The 21,126-nt window shown below is 34.5% G+C and carries 23 protein-coding genes and 1 pseudogene; 16 read left to right on the forward strand and 8 right to left on the reverse strand.

What is annotated here, in order from left to right:
* The 3 genes and pseudogenes from ACMV0E_RS06060 to gdhA form a co-directional block, all read left to right on the forward strand.
* Positions 1 to 222 (forward strand): annotated as a pseudogene (locus tag ACMV0E_RS06060) (radical SAM protein); the annotation flags it as partial.
* Position 223: 1 nt separating this feature from the next.
* The gene (locus ACMV0E_RS06065) at positions 224 to 1,228 is read left to right on the forward strand and encodes a lysylphosphatidylglycerol synthase transmembrane domain-containing protein (protein ID WP_416085489.1); all 1,005 of its coding nucleotides are present in this window, start codon (positions 224 to 226) and stop codon (positions 1,226 to 1,228) included.
* An 84-nt stretch (positions 1,229 to 1,312) separates the two neighbouring features.
* On the forward strand, positions 1,313 to 2,671 hold the full coding sequence (gene gdhA, locus ACMV0E_RS06070; RefSeq protein WP_416085490.1) for an NADP-specific glutamate dehydrogenase: 1,359 nt from the start codon (positions 1,313 to 1,315) through the stop codon (positions 2,669 to 2,671).
* A 43-nt stretch (positions 2,672 to 2,714) separates the two neighbouring features.
* Here the strand turns inward: gdhA and ACMV0E_RS06075 are convergent, their stop codons facing one another.
* The 3 genes from ACMV0E_RS06075 to ACMV0E_RS06085 are packed head-to-tail and all read right to left on the reverse strand — an operon-like array spanning position 2,715 to position 5,273.
* Positions 2,715 to 3,095 (reverse strand): metal-dependent transcriptional regulator, encoded by a 381-nt coding sequence (locus ACMV0E_RS06075; protein ID WP_416085491.1) that lies wholly within the window; start codon positions 3,093 to 3,095, stop codon positions 2,715 to 2,717.
* On the reverse strand, positions 3,092 to 5,029 hold the full coding sequence (feoB, locus tag ACMV0E_RS06080; protein ID WP_416085492.1) for a ferrous iron transport protein B: 1,938 nt from the start codon (positions 5,027 to 5,029) through the stop codon (positions 3,092 to 3,094). The genes ACMV0E_RS06075 and feoB overlap by 4 nt, the downstream gene beginning before the upstream one ends.
* Complete coding sequence (locus ACMV0E_RS06085) at positions 5,001 to 5,273, reverse strand: FeoA family protein (RefSeq protein WP_416085493.1); 273 nt, start codon at positions 5,271 to 5,273, stop codon at positions 5,001 to 5,003. Before ACMV0E_RS06085 ends, feoB begins: the two co-directional genes overlap by 29 nt.
* 156 nt (positions 5,274 to 5,429) lie before the next feature.
* On the opposite strand from ACMV0E_RS06085, the gene ACMV0E_RS06090 reads away from it, so the two are divergent.
* The 3 genes from ACMV0E_RS06090 to ACMV0E_RS06100 all read left to right on the forward strand — a co-directional run bounded on the left by ACMV0E_RS06090 (position 5,430) and on the right by ACMV0E_RS06100 (position 9,911).
* Complete coding sequence (locus tag ACMV0E_RS06090; RefSeq protein ID WP_416085494.1) at positions 5,430 to 5,867, forward strand: type II secretion system protein; 438 nt, start codon at positions 5,430 to 5,432, stop codon at positions 5,865 to 5,867.
* Between the two features lie 1,319 nt (positions 5,868 to 7,186).
* Positions 7,187 to 7,894, forward strand: a complete 708-nt coding sequence (locus tag ACMV0E_RS06095; RefSeq protein WP_416085495.1) for a hypothetical protein — start codon at positions 7,187 to 7,189, stop codon at positions 7,892 to 7,894.
* A gap of 34 nt (positions 7,895 to 7,928) precedes the next feature.
* Positions 7,929 to 9,911: a prenyltransferase/squalene oxidase repeat-containing protein gene (locus tag ACMV0E_RS06100; RefSeq protein ID WP_416085496.1), complete on the forward strand. Its 1,983-nt coding sequence runs from the start codon at positions 7,929 to 7,931 to the stop codon at positions 9,909 to 9,911.
* Positions 9,912 to 10,635: 724 nt separating this feature from the next.
* Here the strand turns inward: ACMV0E_RS06100 and ACMV0E_RS06105 are convergent.
* On the reverse strand, positions 10,636 to 11,187 hold the full coding sequence (locus tag ACMV0E_RS06105; RefSeq protein ID WP_416085497.1) for a hypothetical protein: 552 nt from the start codon (positions 11,185 to 11,187) through the stop codon (positions 10,636 to 10,638).
* A gap of 211 nt (positions 11,188 to 11,398) precedes the next feature.
* Between ACMV0E_RS06105 and ACMV0E_RS06110 the strand changes: the two genes are divergently transcribed.
* The 8 genes from ACMV0E_RS06110 to ACMV0E_RS06145 all read left to right on the forward strand — a co-directional run bounded on the left by ACMV0E_RS06110 (position 11,399) and on the right by ACMV0E_RS06145 (position 15,664).
* A complete protein-coding gene (locus ACMV0E_RS06110) occupies positions 11,399 to 11,872 on the forward strand; it encodes a YeeE/YedE family protein (RefSeq protein WP_416085549.1) in 474 nt (157 codons plus the stop codon).
* Between the two features lie 130 nt (positions 11,873 to 12,002).
* A complete protein-coding gene (locus ACMV0E_RS06115) occupies positions 12,003 to 12,122 on the forward strand; it encodes a hypothetical protein (protein WP_416085498.1) in 120 nt (39 codons plus the stop codon).
* A 117-nt stretch (positions 12,123 to 12,239) separates the two neighbouring features.
* Positions 12,240 to 12,593, forward strand: coding sequence for an intracellular sulfur oxidation protein (locus ACMV0E_RS06120; RefSeq protein ID WP_416085499.1), 354 nt, complete (start codon positions 12,240 to 12,242; stop codon positions 12,591 to 12,593).
* 8 nt (positions 12,594 to 12,601) lie between these two features.
* Positions 12,602 to 12,931 carry a sulfurtransferase complex subunit TusB gene (gene tusB, locus ACMV0E_RS06125; RefSeq protein WP_416085500.1) on the forward strand — a complete coding sequence of 110 codons (330 nt, stop codon included), beginning with the start codon at positions 12,602 to 12,604 and terminating at the stop codon, positions 12,929 to 12,931.
* 133 nt (positions 12,932 to 13,064) lie between these two features.
* Complete coding sequence (locus ACMV0E_RS06130) at positions 13,065 to 13,421, forward strand: PadR family transcriptional regulator (protein ID WP_416085501.1); 357 nt, start codon at positions 13,065 to 13,067, stop codon at positions 13,419 to 13,421.
* Entirely contained in the window at positions 13,414 to 14,049 is a 636-nt protein-coding gene (locus tag ACMV0E_RS06135; protein WP_416085502.1) for a 4Fe-4S dicluster-binding protein, read from the forward strand. The genes ACMV0E_RS06130 and ACMV0E_RS06135 overlap by 8 nt, the downstream gene beginning before the upstream one ends.
* 132 nt (positions 14,050 to 14,181) lie before the next feature.
* The gene (locus ACMV0E_RS06140; protein WP_416085503.1) at positions 14,182 to 15,171 is read left to right on the forward strand and encodes an FAD-binding oxidoreductase; all 990 of its coding nucleotides are present in this window, start codon (positions 14,182 to 14,184) and stop codon (positions 15,169 to 15,171) included.
* A 13-nt stretch (positions 15,172 to 15,184) separates the two neighbouring features.
* Positions 15,185 to 15,664 (forward strand): NifB/NifX family molybdenum-iron cluster-binding protein, encoded by a 480-nt coding sequence (locus ACMV0E_RS06145; protein ID WP_416085504.1) that lies wholly within the window; start codon positions 15,185 to 15,187, stop codon positions 15,662 to 15,664.
* 57 nt (positions 15,665 to 15,721) lie between these two features.
* Here ACMV0E_RS06145 and ACMV0E_RS06150 read toward each other — a convergent pair whose 3' ends face one another.
* The 4 genes from ACMV0E_RS06150 to ACMV0E_RS06165 all read right to left on the reverse strand — a co-directional run bounded on the left by ACMV0E_RS06150 (position 15,722) and on the right by ACMV0E_RS06165 (position 17,922).
* Positions 15,722 to 16,099 (reverse strand): PadR family transcriptional regulator, encoded by a 378-nt coding sequence (locus ACMV0E_RS06150; protein WP_416085505.1) that lies wholly within the window; start codon positions 16,097 to 16,099, stop codon positions 15,722 to 15,724.
* Positions 16,100 to 16,441: 342 nt separating this feature from the next.
* Entirely contained in the window at positions 16,442 to 16,933 is a 492-nt protein-coding gene (locus ACMV0E_RS06155) for a hypothetical protein (protein ID WP_416085506.1), read from the reverse strand.
* Positions 16,930 to 17,424 carry a hypothetical protein gene (locus ACMV0E_RS06160; RefSeq protein ID WP_416085507.1) on the reverse strand — a complete coding sequence of 165 codons (495 nt, stop codon included), beginning with the start codon at positions 17,422 to 17,424 and terminating at the stop codon, positions 16,930 to 16,932. Before ACMV0E_RS06160 ends, ACMV0E_RS06155 begins: the two co-directional genes overlap by 4 nt.
* Before the next feature lie 177 nt (positions 17,425 to 17,601).
* Positions 17,602 to 17,922: a hypothetical protein gene (locus ACMV0E_RS06165; protein WP_416085508.1), complete on the reverse strand. Its 321-nt coding sequence runs from the start codon at positions 17,920 to 17,922 to the stop codon at positions 17,602 to 17,604.
* Positions 17,923 to 19,063: 1,141 nt separating this feature from the next.
* Between ACMV0E_RS06165 and ACMV0E_RS06170 the strand changes: the two genes are divergently transcribed.
* Both ACMV0E_RS06170 and ACMV0E_RS06175 read left to right on the forward strand, forming a co-directional pair.
* Positions 19,064 to 19,810, forward strand: coding sequence for a spherulation-specific family 4 protein (locus ACMV0E_RS06170; RefSeq protein ID WP_416085509.1), 747 nt, complete (start codon positions 19,064 to 19,066; stop codon positions 19,808 to 19,810).
* Positions 19,811 to 21,103 (forward strand): amidohydrolase, encoded by a 1,293-nt coding sequence (locus ACMV0E_RS06175; protein ID WP_416085510.1) that lies wholly within the window; start codon positions 19,811 to 19,813, stop codon positions 21,101 to 21,103.
* Positions 21,104 to 21,126 lie beyond the last annotated feature (23 nt).

Raw genomic sequence — 21,126 nt, forward strand, 5'->3', positions numbered from 1 at the left:
CGTTCCACAGATGGCACCTTAGAAAATATGTATAAAGATGTTGGAAAACACCTTGATGAGCTTTCAAAGAAATGGGAAGAAATTTCTCGGCCAGTGTTTGAAAGAGATTATCCTGAAATTGCAAAGAAAACAAAAGAATACAAAAAGAGAAAAGAAGAAATTATTGCCAAAGCAAACGGAAATATTGAGCAATTCTATGTATCAGATGAGATAGAAAAGTAAGATGGAAGGAAGGGGCACAAGAAGTGTAGAAAAAACTTTAAGGAAGGTGCTCCTTCTTTCTATTTTAACATTCATAGTTCTCGTTTATCTTATATTTAAAAGTATCTCTCTTAAAGAGCTTTTAAAGAGTTTGAAGCCTATTTGGTTTTTAATCCTGTTTATAAATATGGATGTTGTTATCTTATTAAATGCGTTCAAGTTTAAAGAACTTGTGCGGTCACTTAATAGCAACATATCCTACGCTGATTCCTTAAAAATCGTGCTTTCATCAGTTTTTGCATCTAATATCACACCCTATTATTCTGGAGGTATAGCAACACAAATGTATCTATTAAAGAAAATAAAAAGTGATTTTAATTCCTCAACACTTGTTTCAATTTCATATACAATTCTTACGGTTATCGTGTCTCTCATTTTTGCAGTTATTTTTTTTATACTTCCGCATCACTTTATAAAAGGTATTAGGGGAAATTTCTTATTAAGCATTATTGCACTTGCATTTGCACTTTCAAGCCTTGCGCTATTTTTTATGGTAAACCCAGAGAAAACAAAAAACTTTATAAAATTAATGATAAAGAAACTGAATCTTAAAGTTAACGAGACACAAATTATTCTTGAGGTAGATGCATTTTCAGACGGTTTGAGATTCATATTAAAAAATCCGCTAAACTTAACGAAACTCATTTTGATAAGTTTCGTTAGTCAACTTCTCTATGAAATGATTGGACTTACAAGCCTCAAGGCAATAGGAGTGAATTTCAATTTTTATGAAGCTTTTTTAACTCAAATTGCCTCGAATTTCATTGCAACCATAGGGATAACGCCAGGCGGTATGGGCATTGTTGAAGGAAGTTATCTTCTACTCTTCCTTCCAATTGCAAAAAACTTTGCGCCACTTCAAACTTTTCTTTTTAGAATGTTTTCTTATTACATTCCATCTTTAATAGGTGCACTGGTTTTTTATAGAACCCTTGGGAGTTTTTATAGTGAATTCTTATACAAATAAAATTTGTTTAAAATATAATTTTATGGTATAATTAAACTTGGCCGGATAAACCGGAAAAAGGCATAAATGAGAAGGAGGTAAGGTATGTCTCAAATTGATGATGTAATTGCTAAGGTAAAAACCTTAGACAAGGACCAGCCAGAGTTTATACAGGCTGTTACAGAAGTATTAACGACTCTTAAACCAACAGAAGAAAAGCACCCTGAATTCGTAAAGGCAAAAATCTACGAAAGAATCGTCGAACCAGACAGGGTAATTATGTTTAGAGTTACTTGGGAAGATGATACAGGCGAAGTCCATGTAAATAGGGGCTTTAGAGTTCAATTCAACAATGCTATAGGACCCTACAAGGGTGGGCTAAGATTCCATCCATCTGTAAACCTTGGAATAATTAAATTCCTCGGCTTTGAACAGATCTTTAAGAATGCACTTACAACACTTCCAATGGGTGGTGGAAAAGGTGGATCAGACTTTGATCCAAAAGGGAAAAGTGATAGAGAAGTAATGAGATTTACCTATGCATTTATGAGTGAACTCTTTAGGCACATTGGACCTGATACAGATGTTCCAGCAGGCGATATTGGTGTAGGTGCTCGTGAAATCGGATTTATGTATGGATACTATAAAAAAATCGTAAATGAGCATACAGGAGTCCTTACTGGAAAAGGCTTGGAATATGGAGGATCTCTAATTAGACCCGAAGCCACTGGTTATGGACTTGTTTATTTCACTTCGGAAATGCTTGCAACCAGAAATACTGACTTTGCAAATAAGGTTGTTGCAATAAGTGGTTCTGGAAACGTTGCACAGTATGCTACAGAAAAGGCAATCCAACTTGGTGCGAAGGTAATCACACTATCTGATTCAAACGGAACAGTTGTTGATGAAGAGGGTATTGATGCAAAGAAACTTGCATTTGTTATGGACCTTAAGAATGTTAAGCGTGGAAGAATCAAAGAGTATGTGAACCAGTACCCACATGCAAAATACTTTGAAGGAAAATCCGTTTGGGATGTAATAAGAGATGAAGGCCTTAAAGTTGATATTGCACTTCCATGCGCAACGCAGAACGAAATTGACGCAAGCCATGCAAATGCCCTTGTGAAGAATGGAGTCATTGCAGTAGCAGAGGGTGCAAATATGCCTTCAAACCTCGAAGCAATAAATATCTTTAGAGAAAATAAAGTTCTATATGGCCCTGCAAAAGCGGCAAATGCAGGTGGGGTTGCTGTATCTGGCCTTGAAATGACTCAAAATAGCATAAGACTCCAGTGGTCAAGAGAAGAAGTTGATAACAAATTAAGGGAAATTATGAGGAATATCCACAAGACTTCTCTTGAAGCAGCAGCTCAATATGGCTATCCTGGAGATTACCTTGTTGGTGCAAATATTGCAGGATTCATTAAGGTAGCAAAGGCAATGCTTGCATACGGAATAATTTAAGTAGAAACACCTTATTCTAATGCCCTGCATTATGCAGGGCATTTTATTTTTTATCAAGGTTTTTAAGGAATTCTTGAAGTTTTAAAATCGTTTTTTGAGATACCGAGTGCTCAATAAGACATGCCTCTCTAAAAGCAGTATCATCATCAACTTTTAAGTAGTCTTTAAGAAACCTATAGAGAGTTTTATGTTTCTCCCAAACATTTTTCCCAATACTTTTACCAATTTCAGTTAGCTTAATCCCACCATACGGTGTGTGTTCAATAAGATTTTTTTCTTGCAGTTTTTTAATAATTTCTGAAACTGAAGGAAGCTTAACGCTGAGCAATTCTGCGATATCCTTAATTCGCGCATAACCTTTACTCTCCTGAATTACATATATTGCTTCAAGATAATCTTCCATACCTTTCGTATATTGTGTCATATGAACCTCAAAAGTAAATTCAAAATTCCACCTAAAATCATTGAAAGAACGAATTCAAAAAGGGTTATAAGTATTGCAACCCTTGTTCCAAACTCCCTTTTAAGCATCGCAATTGTTGCAACACAGGGGATGTAAATCATTGTAACAAATCCATATACAAAAATTTGCTTAGGAGTTAAGATTAAGGCAAAATTTGAAGTTTTATAGAATGTAGCAAGCATTATAAGGGTGAGCTCCTTTCTTAAGGCACCAAAAACAAGCGTAAGAGTTGCAAGAGGAGGAAGTCCCAGAATATATGCAAACGGCTTTACTGAAAGCTCAAGATAAGGAAGAAGCTTTAAAAGTATCAGTCCCTCCATAATCGCATTAGAAATAACAATAATAGGTGTTGCAAATGTGAAGAATTCCTTAAGCCTTATCCAAGTTTGTTTAAGAATAATTCTTAAAACAGGTTTTCGATAACGAGGCATTTCCATAATAAGCCCCGTAGGTGTTCCCTTTAGATAGCGATTAAGAAGAAGCCCAACAAAGAAAATGAATACAAAGTCAAGCGCATAGATAAGTATTGCATAAATTGGACCTAAGAATGCCGCAACAAGACCAAAGACAATAACAGAGCGTGCTGAACACGGAACAAGTGTTGCAAGAATTGAGGCAATAATTCTATCTCTTCTTCGTTCCAAAACTCTTGTGCCCATTATGGCAGGAACATTACATCCAAAGCTTTCAATAAGTGGAATAAATGCCTTTCCATGAATACCAATTTTATGCATAAAGGCATCGGTTAAAAATGCAATACGTGCAAGATAGCCCGAATCTTCAAGAAATGAAAGTAACAAATAAAATGGTGCAATATATGGTAAAACAATTCCAAAAGCTGCAACAAGCCCATCAATAAGGCCATCCCAGATGAAAGTTTTTAAAGATTCGTCCAACTTTAATGACATAAAGTGAGGCTTTAAACTATCGAAAAGCCCGCCAATGTAGTCTGAAAGAAAACTTCCAAATTTAAAAACAACAAAAAACATGAAAAGCAATATAAGGGTTAGGAAGAAAAATCCAAAAACTGGGTGAAGTAAGATATCGTCAATTCTATTTGAAAAATCGATTGATCTTTTGGTCTTCTTCCTTAAAACTTCTGCGGTAATTCGAGAAGCAAGTGCATATCGCTCTTGAATTATGATTGTCCTTATAGGCTCACCATGAATTTCTTCAAGCTCCTTTGCTAACTTATCTCTCAAGTGAAGAATATCCTTTGGCACAAGTTTTTCAAATTCTTCATCATGCTCTAAAAGTTTTATAGCAAGAAATCTCTTTGAAACATCAAAATCATATGGAGAAAGTGCTTCGACAAGCTTGTTTATCCGCTCTTCAATTTCTTTACCATATTTGAGGAATTTAGGGACATATGTTCTTGAAGCCATAAGGAGAGTTCTTTCAAAAAGCTCTTTAAGACCGATATTTTTTGTTGCAATTGTTTTTACAACAGGTACATTTAAAAGCGATTCAAGTTTTTGTAAATCAATTTCAAAACCATCTCTTTCAAGTAGATCATATTGATTTAACGCAACAACTGTTTTTGCCCCTATTTCAAGAATTTGCAAAAGAAAAAAGAGATTTCTATACAAGGCCGAGGCATCAACTACAACGATTACAACATCAGGTCGCTCCTTTATTATGAATTCTCTTGTAACAATCTCTTCTTCTGAGTATGTGGAAAGCGAATAAATACCCGGAAGATCAACAACTCGAATTTTTAAACCATTTTTCTCTATATAACCTTCCTGAATTTCAACAGTTTTGCCCGGCCAGTTTCCGATAATCTGGTTTCCACCTGTAAGTTGGTTAAATATAACTGATTTTCCTACATTTGCATTACCTGCAAGAGCAATTGTCAACTGTTTTCTATGAGAATTTGTGCTTCCATTGTTCATTTACTTCCTCCACAATGATTCTAGAGGCAATTCCTCTTCCAATTGCAAGCTTTGTTCCCTTAACATTTATTTCAATAGGTCCAATGCCAGTATTCCTACGAACCTCTATTATCTCCCCTTTAAGCACACCCATCTCTTGAAGACGAACAATGTATTGAGGAATATGAATGTGGTGTTTTGGGACCACAAAATCAACAACCTTTACAATCCTATTTGCCTTTACTCTGTCTAAGGTTTCATACATAAATGCATCTCCTTAAAATTAGGAATACCTAACTTTCATTTAAAATTATAGCATATTTACCAACTTAAAGCAACGTATAAAAACAATTGAAAATTTTTTTAAAAACTACTTGATTTTTTTTAAAATGATACTAAAATTCTCTAAGGAGGCGATAAAATGAAGAGAAGAGGATTTACATTAGTTGAATTAGCAATCGTTATTGCAATTCTTGGTATTCTTGCATTGTATGCAATACCAAAATACCAAGGCATGGTTGAGGAAGCAAGAACTGCACAGGCAAAGGCACAGCTTGGAACAGTAAGATCCGCACTTGCCATTTATTATGCAAAGAACAGTGGAAAATTCCCAGCATCACTTGATGCATCACTTTTTGCAGACGGAAATGTACCTACAGTTGAAGCAACCAAGGCTGATGGAACAGTTGTAAAGAGCTACGCAGTAGCCACTGGCAATGGCGATGGAGTTGTAAGTGATACTGAAATTACCGATGTAGGCGGTTGGGTTTACGATGTAAGTACCGATTATACTAAAGCTGATGTAAGGATAAATGCAAAAGGCACAAGTGTTGAAGGAATTCTCTGGTATAAATACTAATTTTTAAATTACAAGCAATTATATAATTGTGGGGCTTAAAGCCCCACTTTTTGTTTTGCTAATCTTACCAATTCTCCAAATTTTAATCATATTTTTCTTGCTTAAACCATAGGATTGATATAAATACTGCTTACAAAGAATACAGGTTTGAGAATATTAGAGAGGTCTATCAATTCCGTAATATTTTTCCCCAAAATATTATAGATAGGGTATTTATGCCTAACACAGTAAATTGCTTAAAAAATTGGAATTTTTAAATCACATTAACATCACAAAATACAAAGACAAAAATAATGAAAAAGCCTCGTAAATTTTTCTTGAAAGCATTAAAACTTTTTAAAGTGATAAAAAATAGCTCAATTTGGGTAAGAGAAAAAAGTTTTAAAAATTCCTCGAAATTTTTTATGGAACTTTTTTGTGAGTTTGACAGTCTAATATATGAGAAGAAAAAAATTATAAGAATTTTTGGAAAATTTTTAAAACCTCTTGACGGAAGAGTTTGATAAAATATAGTAAAAAGAGATATTGGAAGTTTGAAAAAAGGGGAGAACCCAAGGAAAAATAGTTTTAAAATATCTCCTTGAGTAATCGTAGGAGCAAAATACCTCAATAGAGGGAGTAAAAACCTCTCTTCGAACTTTCCCAAAAGGAGGAGATTTCTTATTAATCGAAGGGGTAAAAGTCCCCCTTCGAACTACCCCAAAAAGAGGAGATTTCTCAGTCGCTTTCGCTCCTTCGAAATGACAATAATTGGAAGAGGGCATATCCCCTTCCAACTTTCCCCTAAAAACAAAAAGAATGGCTTTTCTTTTTCATTTGTCATTCCGAAGCCAATTTTTCCTTGTCATTCCGAAAGCAATTTCTGTCATTCCGAAGCCGAAGGCTAGGAATCTCCTCAGTTTTGGGGGAGTATTGAGGGGGGTTGTTGCCACCTCAAAATATGGAGATTTCTCCTCACTACGTTCGTCGAAATGACTGGTTGTGTCATTCCGAAGCCGAAGGCGAGGAATCTCCTCAGTTTTGGGGGAGTATTGAGGGGGGTTGTTGCCCCCTCAAAATGGTTGTTATTCCGAAGTGGCAAAGCCACGAGGAATCTCCAATATTATAAAGGGGGCATCCCCCTTTCTAACTTACCCCCTAAGGCAAAATTATTATTTGGTGGTATTGAGGGGGTACCTTAAACCAAAAAACCGAGGGCAAGGCTCCGGGATTTGGGAGGTGGAAAAAATTAACAAAAAGAGACGAAAAGGAACATAATAAAAAAACAAAGTTTGGGAAGAGAAAAAATTAAAGTAAAATTTAATCAAGGAGGTTTATATATGAAAAAGAATTTATATACTGAAGTGTTTACTGTGGTATTGATTATATTTATGACTATTTCTCTTTGTATTGTTCCAAGTGCGTTTGCAGGAGATGACGTGGTAAGTTCAAAACTTATATCAACTATGAAGGTCGTACCGAGAGCAACCGTCCTTGGAGATAAAGATATTATTTATACTTTTGGAGGTATGGTACAAGACAAGAAAGCAGCCATAGAAGTATTAAATTCTTTTGTGAGATCGACCAATACTATTGTTACAAATGGTTATTCGTACAACTTCTCGGCTTTCAAATCAATACCATTTGGAAATGGCGAGTGTAATGCTTATTTTTCTTCTAATTTAGACTTTAATCTCCCACAAGGTTTTACCACAAGTGTTACAGTTGTACAGGCTTCATCTAATGTTACCTGGACAGGAACTTCCCCTCAGTATAATGCTAATACTTTGACACACTCTGATATTTTTAAATGGAACGGCATAGGAAGTGTTTCAATAAGCACTTCGGGAGGTGGTTGGAGTATCGTTAGTAATACTGCTTCATGGAGTTATATGAGTTACAATACCTGGTATTCCAACCATACTTTTGGAGGTTTAACAGGTTCTCAAGCACTTACAAGTATTGAAGAAACTACTACAGGTGATTTCAGATTTGAGAGTGTTCATACAAGCATAACTCCTACAGCCTATAAATCTATGTGGTTATAAAAGAGAATAAATAAAAACAAAGATGAGGTGTAGCATGTGGAAAGGAAGTAGAGAAATTGTATTCTTGCTTGTAATAGTCATATTATTTACAAACGGCTGCTATTCTACAAGTTTTAAACGCCAGGTTTTCTTTACCGAATATTTCCCTCAAAATATACCCAAGCAAATTCCTAATTGGTGGAGAGTAAACCTGAGTCAATATTTGCGTTTGTCTTATATCGAGAATGGGGATGAGTCTGCCTTTGAAGAATTGGGTAACGATGTGTTCTCTCCAAATCTTTACTCTACTTATGCCGCGGTTGGTATATTAGACAATCTTTCATCTCCCATTGAAGACTCGAAGAGTGTTATTAAATGGATCCAAAGTTTACAAGACAAGAAAGGGGTATTTTACGATAAGAGTACATTGGCTCAGCCTATAGAGCAGACTTACTGGGCAATATCTACATTACAAAAACTTAACTTCTCTCCTCCCAATTTTCAAAACCTGCTTCAATTTTTAAAGAACTATGAGCAAAATAATGGATTGTTCATTTTTAGCAATACAGCAGGAAAAGAAAGTGTCGAAACTGGAATTTCACAGACATATTTTGTAATATCAATATTGCGTTTATTGAACATAAAGCCTGAGATGGCAAGCGAAATATTTAATTTTAAAACCTTAGCGAAAACTTTACAAATATATATAAGAGACCATGCCTCTACTAATGTTGCATTGAATGACTTAAGGTCAGGTTATTTAATATCTGCTATATTTGAATTATCATACATAGATGTTGGCCTGATGCCCTCAGTTTCGTACGAATGGTTGTCAAGCAAAATTCTTGAGATTGATACTCTTCCCTATGGAGTGCAGTACATTTCATTAGTCAATAATCTTACCGAGGCGTTGGACTCACTTGAGATAAATTCGAAAGATGTGGCAATTAGAATTAGTACTTATTTAGAACAAAAAGTCTTGCCCAATCAAAATACAAGTGGAGGATTTGGCTTTGGTAAAAACGATTGGAATTTCATAGAGCCAATGGTTACTTATGAGGCGATAAAATTATTTAAAGCATCAAATATTTCTTACTATCCGAATATTGATAAATTAACAGAGAATTTAAAAGCCCACCGTGTTAAAAATGGGTGGATAAAATTTATTACATTCGAGCCGTCTGTACAGGCTACATACTATGCGGTGTTGCTTGCAAAAGAAAATGGCGATATTAAAAAGTACCCTATAAAAAAATTAGAAAAATACCTGGAAGGCACAATTGGAGATTTAGCAAAATCAATAACAACAAGTAAAAATTCAAACGGAATACGGACTGTGAAAATCTCAGACATTTCTGAAAAACTTAAAAAACTATATTATGCAGTAGCAACGTATAATTTACTGGAAAAACATATACCAACAAAGTTAAGGACACAAGTTATTAATTTAGAGAAGACGCTTATAAAGGAGTTACCTCCTTCATCTGAAAAAAGTGACATTCTCGTTAGTGCAGAGGCTTTTTCATATTTCATACATACTTTTGATATACTTCAAATTTGGCCTTCGGATAGCTTTGGACTATTGAATGAAATACGGGAAATTACAAGTCGGCTTGCCTATACTATAAAAGATGAGCAAGCATTTAATGTGCAAACGCTTTTTGAATTTTATATTTTAAACTCAGTTATAAGATTTTATGATCTTCATGAGGGAAATGAAAATTCATTTATTATTGAAAACGCTTTGTCCATATTAAATACTGGGAATGGTTTCAAGATGTCTCCTCAACTCAATATTCCAGATGTCCATTCTACGTATCTGGGTCTTTGGCTTATCGGTAATATATCTGGAAACCTAACAACATTGAATACTGACGAAGTAATTAAATTTGTTATGGCATCACAGGCAGAATATGGATTCTATTATGTACCGCAACGAAGTGACTCTGGCTCGGATTTACGTGTTACATACGAGGCACTATGGATAATAGATTTCATAACAGTTGGAAAAGATTATAACTTTTCTTTGCAAAGATAGAATAATGTCTGCTACCCTATTGGAACTTTTTTGTGAGTTTGACAGTCTAATATATGAGAAGAAAAAAATTATAAGAATTTTTGGAAAATTTTTCAAAAACCTCTTGACGGAAGAGTTTGATAAAATATAGTAAAAAGAGATATTGGAAGTTTGAAAAAAGGGGAGAACCCAAGGAAAAATAGTTTTAAAATATCTCATTGGGTAATCGTAGGAGCAAAATACCTCAATAGAGGGAGTAAAAACCTCTCTTCGAACTTTCCCAAAAGGAGGAGATTTCTTATTAATCGAAGGGGTAAAAGTCCCCTTCGAACTACCCCAAAAAGAGGAGATTTCTCAGTCGCTTTCGCTCCTTCGAAATGACAATAATTGGAAGGGGACACATCCCCCTTCCAACTTCCCCCTAAAAACAAAAAGAATGGCTTTTCTTTTTCATTTGTCATTCCGAAGGGAATTTTCATTTGTCATTCCGAAGCCGAAGGAGAGGAATCTCCTCAGTTTTGGGGGAGTATTGAGGGGGGTTGTTGCCCCCTCAAAATGGTTGTCATTCTGAAGTGGCAAAGCCACGAGGAATCTCCAATATTAGAAAGGGGGATACCCCCTTTCTAACTTACCCCCAAGGCAAAATTATTATTTTGGGAGTATTGAGGGGGTACCTTAAACCAAAAAACCGAGGGCAAGGCTCCGTATAATCTTAATTTTAACTTAACTCATAATTGGAGCTTCATTACTCTCCATCAAACATATATAAGAAGTTGTGTATTTCGGAATCTTTTGTAATTAACTCGCCTAACACATTTTCCGTATCGATAATATCGAGTATTCTGTTTCTTGTTAGATCCACGAATACGGTGATGATCTTTTCATCAGGAAGAGTAACTTTTACTTCCCCCACTCTATAGAGAAGATCCTTCTCAAAACTCGGCATATACACGGTGGGGTTTTCTGCCGTGATTGATTTTATGTTTAACCTCTTAATAAAAGGATCGTCCAATACAATCTCTTTTGCCTTGTTTTTTTCTTCGTCTGTAAGAGAAACTACCTGTGACTCATATTTTTTAACCTTCACATCGTAATCGTATAAAGGAATCCCAACTTTTGAGTCTATAACGATAATGGAGTTCTGAACATTTGTATATAAGTGTACTATGCGAAGTTCTTTGTCCTCGGATATTTTATTTATCCCTATTTTAAACGATGGTTGCATCATCATATCATTGTACATCTTTGTCTCCGTTGGGTTTTTCATTATAAGCTGGTAAAATATTTGTCTTTGCATGTACCTGTTTAGAGAGAAAAATTACAGGTTATGCAACACAGAAGGGTGCTTTTAGTCCACTACTGAACGCAATATCGAAATTCGATGTAAAAGTTGCATCAAATAGTTCTTTATATCTTGCCGATAAAAACGGAAATATTGGGCCAACCCTTGCAACATTATTACTATGAACCCATGAGTAATTGGCCTCATTTTTGCTGCAATACTCTTAATCTATGTCTTTGGCACAAAAACAACAAAAAGGCCCGAATCTCCATTAACGTGGCCATGGATTGGCATTCTCGTGATCCCAGTCGCAATGTTTGGATTCTGGTCCAGCACAATCTCGGGAAGACCATATGGACTTGGAATAACTGGTGGTTGGGTAAATATTTTCCAAAGTTTTACTACTAAAATACCTCTAAACTGGGAAGGTGCAGAAGTCCTTGGAATTGTTATCGGAGCATTTATTAATGCATTTGCCAATAAGGAATTCAAATTTAGAATACCAAAGAAAGGTATAACGTACTTGCAAGTTTTAATTGGCGGCATGCTTATGGGATTTGGAGCAGTATTTGCAGGTGGTTGTAATATAGGTCATTTCTTAACGGGCATTCCACAACTTGCATTAAGTTCTCTAGTTGCAGGATTATTTTTCATCCTTGGCAACTGGTTTATGTCTTGGATACTTTATCAAAGGGGGTAAAAATGAAAATAACAATACGGGTAATGTCTCCTCCATATACTTATGAAGACTTGGATACGGCAATAAAAATATTGCAGAAGCCGGCCTTTAAAAAGGACATGAAGTTAGAATATTTTCATTTTCGGATGCCGTGTTGGCAGTAAATACAAAAGTCAAACCAGTTAGATCCGACAGGATAATTCCAGAAAAACTCAAGGAGCTTATCAAACAAGGTCTAAGAGTAGATATATGCGGAATATGTATGGATTAGAGGCCTTACGGCAGATATGATTATAGAAGGGGCTAATCCAAGCGGACTTCCAGAACTTGCACAACTTATTTTTACTTCAGATATTTTTATTAACCTAACTGCTTAGGAGAGTGCAATATGAAAAAACTACTTTTTATTGTTTATCAAGCACCGTGCGGATCAATATGGGTAAACGAATTATTCAGAACAGCATTTGGTATGTATGGAGAAGACCTTGAGCCGAATGTACTGCTCATGGAAGAAGCTTCAATAACAATTGGAAAAGGAACCGAACCGCAGAAATTAGGTTTATTTCCAATTAAAATAGTTCAAGGATATATTAGCAAATATGAAACCAAAGTTTACGCTGTAAAAGAGGATTTAGAAAGCTTTAATATAAAAGATATTGATGAAAACTATAAAGCTGAGATTATACCTATGAAACAGGTAAAAGAGCTTGTTCATTCAAGTGACTTTGTAATATTTATGTGAGGTGCGAGATGGTAATACTTATAAAATTCGGTATAAACTCCAATGCAGCAAAAATTAAGTTCGGGCTGGCGGCTCCAGGTGACAAAATTGTCCTGATACAAAATGGTGTTTTCTGGGCAATCACAGACAAACTCCAGGAATTTAAGAAAACAAATATTGAAATATTTGCAATAAAAGATGATTTCGAATCAAGAGGCTATAAGAAAATAGATTTAAATGTCCCTTTGATTTCTTACGCAGAATTTATAGAGTTACTTGAAAAAGACAAAAAAAACAGTAGGTTAGGGGAGGAATCCCCTAACCTTTTCCTATTTGTGCCTGCCCTAGAATTTGCATAAGTTTACAAACTTGAAAACAGGGATATTAATCTTAGACATATTTTCTCCAAATTTAAATAATTGACTGCCTAATTTTTAAAGCCTATATAAAATATCTTATTGACAAAAAATATATATGTGTTATAACATAAATATGAAAAAATATAGCAAAATTGGCTTTAAAATCGAAAGTATCTTGAGCGCAGCGCTTTTACTTAGTTTAATGAAAAGCCCCTCCTATGGATATTCAATTCCAGATAACCTAAAAGATTTTGGGATAAATCCAAAGGATGTTCAACATCCAGTTGTTTATAGGTTGCTAAAAGATATGGAATTAAAGGGCCTTGTGAAATCCAAATGGGAGTTTGAAAAATCTGGCCCTTCAAAAAGAGTATATTTTATAACAAATAAGGACAAAATATATTTAAAAGAATGGAAGAGTTATGCAAAAATAAAATTCGAAGCAATTAGTAAAATCTTAAATCAAATAGTGGAGGAATCAAATGGCTAATTTGGGTAAGGATTGGCACGGTGTGCCAAGAGAGTTAATTCCTTGGTATCCAACTGTTGATGAAAAAAAGTGCATAGGCTGTGGGCTTTGTTTTGTTACCTGCGGAAGGAATGTTTATGAAATAATTGACAAAAAGGCAAAAGTTGTAAACCCATTCAACTGTCTTGTAGGATGCTCCACCTGCGCAACTGTGTGTCCCGTTGGTGCAATTTCTTTCCCTGATAAAGATATGATTCAAAAACTACAAAAAGAATACGCAATTTTAAAGGCAGTTAACACAGAAAAGGTAAAAAAGGAAGCGAAATTGGCGTTTGAAAAAGCTCGAGAAAATGCTGCCAAACTCATTTCGCAAGCAACTCATTTTGCAGATTACACAGTTGCTGGAGATGTAATGGAAAAAAATATTCCACAAAAAATTGAGGAATTATCACAAAAACTTAATTTTGACGTCGTGAATGTTACAATTGAAACCCCTCTTTTAAAATTTAACTTCAAAGAAAAAGTACCTTCCCTAATGAAATTCAGGATTGTATCAAGGGAATACGAGGACATTGCTAACGTAATTGATGAATTGGACAAACTTTTAAAAGAAAATGAAGTTGTTGTTATTGAGAAAAATAAAGGATGAGCATTCAAGAATACAATAGAGGAGGTATAGTATGCCTGACCAACAATATTTAAAGCCATGGCATGGATTGCCAAGAGATAAAATACACTGGACCCAACCGTAGATGAGACGTTTGTATTGGATGCGGAACATGTGTCACAGGATGTAGTCGCCTTGTGCAGGTTTGATTTTGAAAAAAATAAATCTGTTGTTTATGATCCATTAAACTGCCTTGTCGGTTGCACTACGTGTGCCAATATTTGCCCTGCTAATGCCATATCATTCCCTTCGCTTGAAACAGTAGAAAGCCTTCTTTCACAAGCAACTGTGCATCATGCAATAGAAGACGACCTTATCGGAAGAAAAGAAGAACTTGCAAAGCCGCTTGAAGAGCACTTAAATAAATACAAATTTATTGTTGACAAGAAAATACAAGCTGGACCTAAAAACTTGATAGTTTACTTAAAGCCAGCAACAGATAATGATAAATTAAATGATTTTATTCCAGGTCAATATGTTAATGTATGTAGCCCAGATAAAAATTGGTTATGCAGATCATACTCGGTATGTAATATTCCTGATAAAGATAATCATGAAGTTCAACTTTACATGAGATTGGTAGATGGTGGGCGTTTCACAGGATGGGCATTTAATGAAATGAAGGAAGGAGATGTATTAAATCTAAAAGGACCTTTTAGGGCTTTCCGATTCCAGTCTACAGAGGATAAATCCCTTTTATTTATTGCAAGGGGAGCTGGTTTTGCCCCAATTAAATCGATCATAGAGCAAGTGCTTGAGATTAATCCTTCAAAGAACATTATCCTTTATTGGGAAGTAACAGATACAGATGACTTTTGTTTACTTGAATCAATAAAAAGATGGTTGAATATTGATCCAAATTTGCATTGCATCCTTACTGCAAGAGTCGCTTCTTCTAATTTTACCCCACCTGTTGGAGTTGTCTTCCACCAGGGAACTGTTTATAATGCTCTCGCAAACTCTTATTTTGAAGACTTTGACTTAGTAAATATGGATGCGTACGTAGCTGGTCCAAGTAAAACAATAAAAGAAGTAATAAATGTTCTTTTAATTAGAGGTTTTTCCAAAGATAGGATATTTGTTGATTCATTTGGATTAAAATAATTGGAGGTGAAATATGAGAATTTGTTTTACTGCAGATGAGGCAAACGGCCTCGAAAGCGTTGTAAGTTATCATTTTGGGCATTGCCCTTATTATGTAATCGTCGACATTGATGGTAATGTTGTGAAAAATGTAGAGTCCATTCCAAACCCTATGGCAGAAGAACACAATGCTGGAGATCTTCCTTCGTATATGAAGGAGCAAGGTATTGATGTAATAGTCACAGGTGGAATGGGACCAAAAGCACAAGAATTTTTCCAAAACTACGGCATTGAAGTATTTACTGGCGCTTATGGTAAAGTAAAAGACGTGCTTGAAGAATATCTTCATAGTAAAGTTAAATACGAAGAAATGGAAAAAGAGTGCGGTGAACACCATCACGAAGAAGGCGAAAACAACGATCTAAGGATGCTCAAGGAAGAAGTTGCTGACCTAAGAAGGCAAATCGCCGATTTAAAATCTATGATAAAAGAGATTGGAGACGAAAAAAAATAATAAAAAGGGGGATTTATCGTCCCCCTTAATGATTTCTAAAGAATCAAACTTATGAACTTATTTTGAAGAATCTCCCAAAATTTTTTCAATTCTTTCAATAAGGTTCAAAATTGTATTTACCCTTTTCTTCGAAGTTTTAGCCCAATCCCTTAGGTATTCTTTACCTTCTTCAGTAATTTTATAAATCCTCCTTGAAGGCCCTGTTTCTTCAACCTGCCATTCGGATTTGACAAGGCCTTCCATTTCCATCAATCTCAATGTCCTGTAAAGAATCCCATATGGAACATCTTCAGTTTCTATTCCTATATCTTTTATCTCGTCGAGCAATGAATATCCATGACTTGGCTTATTTAACAAAGAAAACAATATAGAAACAAGAAGTACATTTGACGATTTAAAGCCGATACTTTTACACCCTTTAAAATTCTCTCTCATATTTTTACCTCTTCTTTATAATACCATATTTTTTGTATAAACAAAATGTCAATGTAGCATTTTACGCTTCAAGCCGTTCAGTCTGTTCGTATATTTTTTCGGAAATCAACACCATCAATATCACAAATACAATTGTTAATGAAAGCTTTACTACCATAAATTTTAAACCAAGGAGTTTCAACTCAACAAGCTCCTATGGAATTTTTATGCATGCCCATGCAAAAAGAAAGAATTCCATTCAATTAACAATGTGTTGCCCACATCTTAACCACTTCCTTTATCTATGATATTTAAAATTGTGCAGATATTCATCAGTCCACCTACTTGATAAAATATCAAAAATTATTCCTTAAAAAATGCCCCTACAAAAAACCCTGAAAGAATTGCAAAGACAAAAATCAGTGCATTAAAGAGAAGCGTAAACTTCCACCCGAGCACTGTTATTGCAAAGGGTATCCATGCGATTTTTATTGCCCATGCGCCAATTGTCGTAGCAATGATATTTGCTCCTGCCCCTTTGTCCCTCAATTCCTTAAAGAATGGGTAAAACATATACGCAGGGCCTATCATTAAGGTACCGAATAATGCACCAATCAAGATTCCTTTAACCCCACTTTGTTTCCCAATGATTTTCCCTATTGCTTGCTTTGGAATTGTAACAACAATAAAAGAAGAAAGCAAAGCAATGGCAACAATAACAACGAAAAGGTTCAGGTATGTTTTCGTAGCAGAAAGTAACGCTGAGCCAACTTTTGAAGGATTAAAGAATGCAAGCACAATCGCAATTGCAAGTATCGTTATTTCAATTGCCCAATCCTTTAGAATCGTTTTCATAATAGCGCCCCCATAAGCATTGCAAGAAGAATTGCAGCAATAAATGTGAATGAGTTCCTTAGTAGTGTAAACTTCTTCCCAAGGAATTTAAACTCAAGAGGAAGAGCAATAACCCCTATGCCAACCCAGGTAAAGAGAAATGCTGATACAAGCGAATAACTTGCATTATGAGCTAGTAAATACTGCCCTATGGGATAACTCGTTGCAGCAGGACTCATCATCACTGCACCAGTAAGAGCACCAATAATGATTCCTGTAAATCCATTGAATTTTAATAGAAAAGCTGAAACTGCCTTAGGAGACAAGAATTTTTCAAGAATTGCAATTATCACAAAGATTGCAAAAAGTCTTATGGAATTTTGAATAAACATTTTTGCGCTTTTCTTCAAAGCATCTTTTAATTTTTTCTTGTCCCCCCTGATAAAGTAAACTACATAGAGGACCAAAACAAGGACAAGAAGTATTATTCCTTCAATAATATTTGTATTCATTTTGCTCTCCCAACAGGAACTTTTATTGTATCTTCTTATTTATCTCTAACAAAAGAGATTTCAAATCAACAATTTCTTTCCAAAAAGCAATAATATCCTTCTTCATTATATCGATCTCCTTTTTTCCTATTTATGGCCGGCTTTCTTTATAGCCGGCCATATCCTTCACAACATCTTCTAGATTGCTACAGAAACAAAACCTACTATATTACCATCCTTGACAAGTTCTGCCTTGACTCCCATTCTTCCTATCCAGTAGCCACCAAGTGCAAGAGAATCTAATTCAACATCCTCAAAGAGAACTCCAGCAATAACACTATTAACAACAATTGGAATGTGGTAATTACCTCGGCCATCAACAAATTTTTCACCTAGCTTTGCGTTGGCTAAAACATTTTTCACAGTCTCTTCCACAGAAGCTCTCGAAATCTCTTTTTGAGGTACGTACTGCATTCCGTGGAAACCAAAAGGTCCGCTAAATTCTCTACAATTTCTCATATTCATCGCCTCCAAATATATTTTAACACATATATAATTTTTGTCAATAGGTTATAAAAGACAATAATAAAACTTTTAAACTCATTGCTCAATTATAAAAATTTTTTCGATATCAAAAGGGTTTAAAGGAAAAACATTAAAAACGTTTTCAATAAACTTGAAAGAAAAGTAATTAACTTTGAAAAAAGGAGAGAACTTAAGGAACAATAATTTTAAATTATCTCCTTGGGTAACAAGAGGAGCGAAATACCTCAATAGATGGGATAAAAGGCTTCCCTTCGACTTCCCTAAAAGGAGGATAATCCTCATCGCTTCGTTCCTCGGATTTGTAAGTTTTGGGTTTATTTTTGTGGAGTGTTGAAAGGGTGTTTTAAAATCCTCTAATATGCATACAGCAAACTTATAATGTGCCATACAAAATCATAAACGATAGATTTAATGGAGCATTTTTTCCAGATTCTCCAGAAACTACCCCGCTTTTCCAAAACAACGGACTCTAAATATTCAAAAATTTTCTTATCTTTTCGAACCACTATGGAATGAAAAAATGGCAAGGACGATAAGTCCTGAAAAAAAGCAGTTTAATTTATGTTCAAAAATTTAAAAGAGAAGGTAAAGAGTTATGAGAAAGCCATGGAATTTTAGTTTCTTCATATAAACTACTTTTTATCCGTCTTCTAATCAAGTTGTAGCTGATGATATAGGAGAAGTAATCGTAATATCTTTAATGAAAAATTGTTGGAGAACAAGGTATATAACTTTTTGCCACAAATTTAATTTAAGTGGAAATCCTATTTGGGATAAAGGAGCTATGTGGATCTTTTAGCAAGATTAAAAAATAATTGAATAACTTCTTATTGCATAGAAACAGATCTATCAATTCCGTAATATTTTTCCCCAAAATATTATAGATAGGGTATTTATGCCTAACACAGTAAAATTGCTTAAATTGAGAATTTTCAAACTACATCACAAAATACAAAGACAAAAATAATTAAAAAGCCTTGCAAATTTTTCTTGAAAGCATTAAATTTTCTTGAAAGCATTAAAACTTTTTAAAGTGATAAAAAATAGCCAAACTTTGGATTTGATAGAATTTGTGTATAATTCCTTAAGCTGAGAAATACTATGGAGGTAAAAAATGAAAACGATTAAAAAGAATATTATTCCTCTGTTTATAATCATTCCATTGCTATTCTCAATCGCAAATTCAATATTAATTAAGCCCAAAAATATAATTCTTGTCCCTGCTTATTATGGAGAAAGTGGAAGTGAATTCAATAAGTTAATAAATTTCAACAAGAGAGGTTATGATACATTTGCAATACTTAATGTTGATGATGGACCAGGAAACGGAAAATTGGATTTTTATACAACAATCATTAGAAGATTACTTTTAAAAGGTAAAAAACCTCTTGGATATGTATATACAAGCTATGGGGAAAGGAATCTAAATGAGGTAAAAAGCGATATTGACAATTGGTTTAGTTATTACAAGAAAATAAAAGGAATATTCCTTGACGAAACGCAAGATACAGATGAGTTTGTTAACTATTATAAAGAGCTTTATACCTATATAAAATCAAAATATAAAGGGACAGTAATAATTAATCCTGGAACAAATTTTGATCCTGCTCTTATTAACTATTGTGATTATGCAGTTGTTTTTGAAGGGAATCCCAACGAGTTTAGAACATTTGAAGTGTATGACTCTTTGAAAATATACTCTAATAAACTTGTTGCCCTTATATATGGAGTAGATTCGAGGGAAATTAACGATTTAGAAACGCTCTTGAAAAATAAAAACATTGTAAACTACTATCTTACATGCGATAACCTCCCAAATCCATGGGACACATTCTCAACCTGCTTGAATTACGGTGAATAGATGATTATAAAAAACACTACCATAATTAATTTTGATACATTAACTCTAAAAGAAAATGTTGACCTAAAGATTGCTAAAAATAAAATAGAAAAAATCGGCAAAATTGACGAATTCGATACTGAAACAATAGATGGCTCATCTTTTTATATAATACCGGGACTTGTAAATACTCATGCACACACCGCAATGGCGCTATTAAGAGGAAGCGCAGAAGATGTAACATCTTCAGACTGGTTTAACAAGTACATATGGATTTATGAACAAAATATTCAAAAAGGCGATGTTTACCTCGGAACACTTCTTGGTGCAGTTGAAATGATATCATCGGGTATCACAACGGTTTTTGATCACTACTTCAATATGCACGAGGCGTTCACCGCTTACAAAGAGTTGGGAATGCGAGGAGATCTCTCATATACAATGTTTGGAATAGGGGAAACTAAAGACAAAAATTTTAAAGATGCAATGGATTTTATTGAAAAATATAATGGGACAGACGATCTAATTACCATAAGTCTTGGACCACATTCCCCATATGTATGCCCAAAAGAATTCCTTGAGAATATTTCTAAAATTAAGCAAAACACGGGTTTAAAGGTGCACCTCCATATTTCAGAAGAGCCTTCTCAAATTGAAAAATCTTTGAAAGAATATGGAATGACTCCGATTGAGTTTATTGATTCCATTGGTTTATTGGATGAAAATACCATTTTAGCGCACGCATACTATGCAACAAACTCGGATCTTGATCTCATTAAAGGAAGAGACGGCAATATTTCTCATGCAGCAAAAACATACCTTAAATTTGCATGGGTGAACAACTTCATTAACAGAGCAGTTGAAAAAGGCATTAATGTATCCTTTGCAACAGATGGAGCAGCATCAAACTCAAACTACTCTATCTTAGAAGTTGCAAGATTGTCTGCCCTTCTTGGAAAAATTGCTGATTTGAATCCAACCACTTCAAAGATTGGTGATATTTTAAAACTCTTCTCTAACGGAGAAAAATTTTTGAAGAAACCAATTTCAAAAATAAAAGAAGGTTATTTAGCTGATCTTGTCTTTTTAGATAAATACTCTCCAAGACTAAATCCTCCAATAAACATATTTGCTAACTTTTTATACTCGGTAAGTGAATTAGACATAAAAATGGTTATGATAAATGGAAAAATCGTTTATAAGGATGGAGAGATCTTCGGCTACAAAAAAGAAAAACTCATTCAGGACATAAACAAAGTTTATAAAAGACTTTTGAGGAAAGATACTGATAAACCCATGCAAACATTTGGATAAATTATTACACCCTTTAAAGTAAG

The organism is Caldisericum insulae, assembly GCF_047785965.1.
Lineage (GTDB): Bacteria > Caldisericota > Caldisericia > Caldisericales > Caldisericaceae > Caldisericum > Caldisericum exile_A.